This is a genomic window from Candidatus Benthicola sp., from assembly GCF_058719085.1.
The window spans coordinates 1-6,078 of the sequence record NZ_JBZQEK010000033.1 but is presented as its reverse complement, the minus strand read 5'-3'; the positions used below and the strand labels follow the sequence as shown (position 1 = coordinate 6,078).

At 64.7% G+C, this 6,078-nt stretch carries 6 protein-coding genes and 1 pseudogene; 1 reads left to right on the top strand and 6 read right to left on the bottom strand.

Annotation, left to right across the window (positions count from 1 at the left end; genetic code table 11):
* The 6 genes from AC36XV_RS02875 to AC36XV_RS02850 all read right to left on the bottom strand — a co-directional run.
* Positions 1-657, bottom strand: a 657-nt coding sequence (locus tag AC36XV_RS02875; RefSeq protein ID WP_492202167.1) for a hypothetical protein, incomplete at its 3' end; no start/stop codon positions are given.
* Positions 658-829: 172 nt separating this feature from the next.
* Positions 830-1,627 carry a biotin/lipoyl attachment domain-containing protein gene (locus AC36XV_RS02870; RefSeq protein WP_492202166.1) on the bottom strand — a complete coding sequence of 266 codons (798 nt, stop codon included), beginning with the start codon at positions 1,625-1,627 and terminating at the stop codon, positions 830-832.
* A gap of 30 nt (positions 1,628-1,657) precedes the next feature.
* Positions 1,658-2,359, bottom strand: coding sequence for a glycine cleavage system protein H (locus AC36XV_RS02865; protein WP_492202165.1), 702 nt, complete (start codon positions 2,357-2,359; stop codon positions 1,658-1,660).
* 11 nt (positions 2,360-2,370) lie between these two features.
* Positions 2,371-3,633 carry an NrfD/PsrC family molybdoenzyme membrane anchor subunit gene (gene nrfD / locus AC36XV_RS02860; RefSeq protein WP_492202164.1) on the bottom strand — a complete coding sequence of 421 codons (1,263 nt, stop codon included), beginning with the start codon at positions 3,631-3,633 and terminating at the stop codon, positions 2,371-2,373.
* A 3-nt stretch (positions 3,634-3,636) separates the two neighbouring features.
* Positions 3,637-4,512, bottom strand: a complete 876-nt coding sequence (locus AC36XV_RS02855; protein ID WP_492202163.1) for a 4Fe-4S dicluster domain-containing protein — start codon at positions 4,510-4,512, stop codon at positions 3,637-3,639.
* 120 nt (positions 4,513-4,632) lie between these two features.
* A complete protein-coding gene (locus tag AC36XV_RS02850) occupies positions 4,633-5,292 on the bottom strand; it encodes a hypothetical protein (protein ID WP_492202162.1) in 660 nt (219 codons plus the stop codon).
* A gap of 562 nt (positions 5,293-5,854) precedes the next feature.
* Here AC36XV_RS02850 and AC36XV_RS02845 point away from each other — a divergent pair.
* Positions 5,855-6,078: pseudogene (locus tag AC36XV_RS02845) on the top strand (hypothetical protein); the annotation flags it as partial.

Below are 6,078 nucleotides of genomic sequence, written 5' to 3'. Positions count from 1 at the left end.
GACGATGAGGGCGATCACCAGGGCCGAAATCAGGATGATGACGAGGCCGACGAGTCCGCTGCGCCAGTACGCGGTGGTCATGGCTCGGTCCACGTCGGCCAGCGACATCTGGACATCGAGCACGCCCAGCACCTTCTGGTTTGAATCGTGGCAACCAGCGGCCGCACACTCGGGTCGGTTCAGAATCGGGTTCAGGACTCCGAGCACTCGGCCCTGCTCCACTCGAGTGAACAGCTCCGCCTGTTCCGCCGTCGGCAGCGCACCGGCGGAGCCGCCATCTTCGTGACACGTCCGACAGGCTTCCGCGTCCCGGCCGACCACCGTCCCGATTTCGGACTCATCGCTCGAAAAGCGGACCTCACCGCGATCGTTGTAGATCCGAATGACCTCGATCCCGGGCTCGGCGCCCAGTTGCCGAACCGATCGAGCGATGTGGTCACGCTGCTTCTCCATCATCTCGACGTCGAGGCTCTTGTTGATGAAGTTGCTGGCGCGAAACGCTTCGGATCGCACCAGGTCGAGGGTCATTCTGTCCCGATAGTGGTTACTGATGCTCGTGTAGACGAAGAACAGGGCGAGGAGCGCGAGGGACAGGACCGAGAACAGGCGCACGCTGATCGAGGACTTCATCATCGAGGTCAGGGCGGAGAGGCCCATGGATCGCCTCGCTTTATCGCCGCTCCGATGAGCAGCGGCCGGTTGAGCGCAAGGGGGGCGCCTTTCGGCTCGAGCCGCGGGTGCCGCGACTGCCGGAGCATGCGTTGCAGGATACGTGCCTCATTCGGACGCTCCGGGGCGAAGCTGCGACGTCGACCCCGTAGCCCCGGTTTCAGCCACCCGCGATCCGATCGATGAGGGTCTTGAACGCTTCCCTTCCGAGTACGTGCTCCAGCGTGGTCTGCGGCTCTCCTCCGTCCGCCATGGCCGCTCCCACCTCCTGCGCGTCCGGACCGGAGATGGCATCCAGAATGGCCTGCTTGACGGTCCGCATTCGGTCGGCATACCAGGCGAGCGTCTCTTCCGCACCGACCACGCCAGGTACCCCTGCCAGCGGTTCCGCGGGCCGCACTCGAAACAACCAGTCCTTCCCCTCCGGGAGCTGGCACGGCTCCTCGGCCCGCGCAAAGGCCGGGTTCGTCTCCACGACTTCGCCGGCGATCGGCATCCGCAGCGGAACGGCGATGTGGTCACGAGCGATCCAGCCGCAGGACTGGTCGCGCTCGAGGTGCAGTCCCACGCCGGGGGTCACGACACGGCGTATCGGTCGCAGCATCCGAACCAGTGCGCCGTCGAGCCCCACCGTCACCTGCCCCGTTTCCCTCGGCTCGAGCCAGAAGTGAGGGGGTCGGTAGGGCCGATCCAGGTACAGACGGCACCCGGCCAACAGGTGCGCCAGGTGAGCGCTGACCTGACCGGCGGGTGTGAAGGCCCCGGGGATGCCCTCGGGGGCCTGAGAAGCCTCAGTCAGGCCTTCGCGCGCTCGCCGCCCCCCGCTGAGAGCGGCATACAGCTCGCAGCCTTCGCATTCATAGTTGCGATCGCACAGGTGGTAGTTCAGCACTCCGGACAACACCCATACGCAGGGAAGCTCGTCTCTCGGCATTTCGGCCCTCCCCGCCTTATCCATGTCCACGTGCCTCCTGGCCGACACCGGCAGTTACCTCTCGCTCCCGGGCAAGCTCGAGCTCAGAAGCAGCGTTTCCACGACCTCCGGCCACCGATCCTCGGAAAGGGCCTGGCCGAAGCCGAGCACCGGCTCACCGCCATCGGGCAGCATCAGGCCGAGCTCGGGAGTCATCATGGCGCGGAGGCTTTCGGCCGTCCGGTCGAGCCTGTCTCTGACCAGGCCGCCGGTGATCAGGTTTCTGGCCGGCCTCGCATCATCGGGTACTCGGATCTTCATGAGCCACCCGGACTCGTACGGGTCCCGATTCACGATGCGAGGATCTTCCGCCACTTCCGCGTTGACCGATTCCACGATTCCGTCCACCGGTGACAGCATCCGGACGGAATCGGGCCCGACGCGCACGGTCCACCCGAGCTCTCCCTGTCGCACCGTCTCGCCGGGCGCGGGAAGATCCACACGCGAAGGCCCTCCGACGAGACGTTGTGCGAAGTCATCCATACCGACCCGGTACACCCCCTCCTTCTCCCGCGCGGCCCACGTGTGACCGGGGTGGAAGAGGTAGTCCAGGGGGGCGGAGAACCAGCTCTGCCGGTTCACTCGGCCGGGCACCACCTCGGTCTCGCCGGGTCCGAGGAGCTTCCAGTACAGGATGAGCGCACCCAGGAAGCCGATGACGATCAGGTATTCGATGCCCTTCGTGGCGAAGATATCTACGGCTGCAGTGCCTTCCACTGTTTCCTCCTTCAGGCTGCGGACGCCTCGACCCGCCGGACGTCATCCTCCCGGTCCGCGCGCACCAGAGCACGATCGAGGACCGGCATTCGATGAATCACCCATCGGAAGACCCATATTTCGGCCGAAAGCACTCCCAGCGTGACCACGATCTCCTGCCAGCTGGGAACGTAGCGAACCGGCAAGTACCACTTGAAGGCGATCACCGAGATGTTGAGCCGGTTGAGAACGATGCCGATGAGCGTGAGCACGGCCGCGGTCCCGATCACCCGGGAATTCCGACGCGATACACCTCCGACGAACAGGATGGTCGGAACGATGACGAAGCCGACCATCTCGAGCCCATACCAGGCGCCCCAACCGGTCCCGAGGTACTGCCACCTCTGACCATGAACGAAGACGAGGATCTGCAGGAACAGGTAGACGAACATGGTTCCGGCGCAGATCCTGGCCAGCCCGCGAACGATCCCCTCGTGTGATCGCTCCAGCTCTCGCCCGACGCGGTGGTGGAACACCCGGTGCGTGATCGAGCCCTCGAAGATGACCATCGAGAGGCCGGCGAAGATGCTGGAAACGAAGAACAGAATCGGGATGAACTCGTTGTACCACAGGGGATGGACCTTGTCTCTGGCCATCAGATACAGGGCGCCGAGCCCCGATTGGTGAAGAGTCGACAGCGTGATCCCGAAGATCACGGCACCGAGGGTCAATCGGTTCAACCATCGCCGCAGGCGGGGCCAGCCGGCCCACTCCGCTATGGCGGGCGAGAACTCGAGCAGTTCCGCCGTCATGTAGAGCAGGAAGTGCCAGGCGACCAGGAAGAGCACCGAGCTGACGCCGAAGTCGTTGCCGATGATCGGATTGACCACGTGCCACGGTCGACCGAGATCGAGCAGAAGGGCTCCGGCGTAGAAGACGTAGGCCAGGAAGCCGTTCAGCACCGTCACCCGGACGATGGGGTGATACTTCTCCTGATTCAGGATGTACACCATGAAGGTCAACACGTACGCCCCGCCGGCGAATGCCACGCCGGTAATCACGTCGAAACCGATCCACAGTCCCCAGGGGTAGTCCTGGTTGAGGTTGGTGACGCTTCCGAGGCCGTATACGAACCTGAAGTACAGGATCACGGCCGTCGCGACCATGATCGCCAGGGTGATCACGTTGAACGGCGTGAGCACCGGTCCACGGGGTCTCATTTCCTGGCGGAGGAAGCGAGCGAAGCGCCTGGCCCCGCTCCACACACCGGGTACGGCAGCATCTACGGTCGCCATGATTCACTCCTCCGGTTCTTCGCGCCGGTTCCCCGCCGTCGCCCTGCTCACGGCGAGCAGGAAGGGGGGGAACATGGTCAGAACGAACGGAACCGAATACAGGAACTCCTTGGTGAAGGTCGGATAGGCCTCGAGGCTGAGGTCGGTCCGGAAACCGAGTTCCTCGAACGGAACCGAAGCGAGATACAACACCCCGGTACCGCCGGCCTCATGCTCGCCATACACGTGGTGGACGTACTTGTCCGGCTCGCCATAGACGCGGGACCACGCCAGCTCGAGCATCTCCTTTCGGGTTCCGAAGGCGGTCGCCTTGGCCGGACAGGCGGAGACGCAGGCAGGGATGTCTCCCTCCTGGAGCCGGTCGAAGCACATGCGGCACTTCTGGATACGCGGGTTCGCGCTGTGGTACTCGAACTTCGGCACATCGAAGGGGCATGAGAGCATGCAGAAGCGGCACCCCATGCACTTGTCGCCTCTCCATATCACCGGTCCGGCATCCGTCTTGAGCATCGCCTTCGTCAGGCAGGCGGAGGCGCAAGCCGGCTGCAGGCAGTGCATGCACTGCCGCTTCACGTTCACCGGGCCTTTCTCGGTCTCGAATCGATTCACGACCGTCCATTGCGTCTCGGAGGTGTCTCGTACCTCTCCGGGCTCCACCTTTCCCGGCGGCTCCGGAAGGTCGTTTGCCTCCGCGCATGCACGCTCGCACATGCGGCACCCCAGACACTTGGTCGTGTCGATGAGGATCGCCATGGATTCACCCTCTCGACTCGGACTCACCTCTGGACTGCTGCTCGTCCGGGCCTGAGCCAGGTTCTTTCCCGCCAGGGTGGAACCGGCTGCGAGGGCCAGCGTCTTCAGGGCAGATCGCCTGCGCATCTCCGCCTCCCGAGGTCTTGGATCTCTATTGCGGTTGCGGTGCCATCGTCATCGCCTCACCGGACCGGGCCCCCGACGGAGAGCGGCTGGCCCGGCGAAGATCGAACGGACCGAAAACGGTCAGGGCCGGAGGAATGTCTCCTCGAACTCCGCCCAATCGGCATCCTGAATCTGCTCGAGCACACCGATCGGAAGCTCGCCCCCGTCCGCAAGCGCCAGCCCGGCTTCGGGATCGGCCGAACGGGACATGGCGAAATCACGGATCTTCCCGTACTGGGTCCGGCTCCAGTCGGTGGCGGACTTCCCGATCATCCAGTTGGGCAGTTCAGCCGACAGGCCTTCCGGTCGAATGAGGCACGTGTCCTCGCTGTGCGTCTGCCAGACCGTGTCCCGCGGAGGCTTCACCCTGGATGCCTTGATTCGACCGGCGACGGGCGATCGGACCACGAGCTCACGCTTGCCGCTCCGTAGAGTGACCAGAGGGTCACCCTTGTCCACGCGCTCACCGGCCCCCCTCATCTCGAGATCGGGGTCGCTCCCGATCAGCGAGAGCAGCAGCGGATGGACACCCACCTGGAGATCGCCGCTCGCACGGACCGACGCCCAGGTGAATCCCGGCTGCAGGAAGACGCCTGCCGGAAGACGCGTGACGAGGTCACGGAGCGGCACGGCTGGAGGGCCCGAGGTCATTCCCTCAGCGACCCGGCGGGGTCGCTCCACGAAGTAGTAGTGACCGGTCAGCAGGACCACCACGGTTACGAAGAAGACGGCACCAAGCATCGATTCCTCCCCGGCTGTTATGCCCTCATTCCGTTGGCAGGCTCCGTCTCACGGAGCACTCGTCGGCACGGTGGGCGTAGCCGTTCGACCTCCTTGAAAGGCAAGCGTGGTGCCACCAGGTACGGCCCGGGAGACCATTCCGTAACCGTCGATATGGTAATTGTTTACAAGCGCACCGCCCTGCCGCCTGCGGAGCGGGTCGTTCTCGGATTGTCGAGGATGTCGACACCTCTTCCGGTTCAAGCGGGCCCGGATCGCGCGTAAGTCGCTGGCGCGAAAAGCGCTAGGTGCGTCGTCGAAATCTTCGACAGCGAGTCGTGGGATGTTTCAACAACCGGCGGGGATCGCGGCGTCGACGAATCGGCCACGTCGTGCGGCACGATCGTGGGGGAATCGGACGGTGCGCCAGGGCTCCCCGTCGAGCCTTTCGGCGTCGGAGAGGAGCGGGAGGACACGCTCTTGCTGGCGAGCGCCGGGCCGAGCACTTTGCGGCGGTCGGAGGTTCCGACCTGCATCAACCTTGAGGCGCATCCCTGGTCAGCCGCTCCGAGGGAGAGCATCCTTGGATTCAAGAACTGGGCAGCCACCGATCGTCGCGCGCTCCTGGCTGCAGAGCCCGTTGGCGCGCGCCGCCCTCGTGGTCGGTCTGCTGTTCATCTTTCTGCTCGGCGTCAACGGCCTCGGCGACGCCTTCAAGTCGCTGGGGCGGGGACTGCTCGATTCCTTCTTCAGCGCCACCGAGAATCCATTCGTCGGCCTCATGGTGGGGATCCTCGCCACGACGCT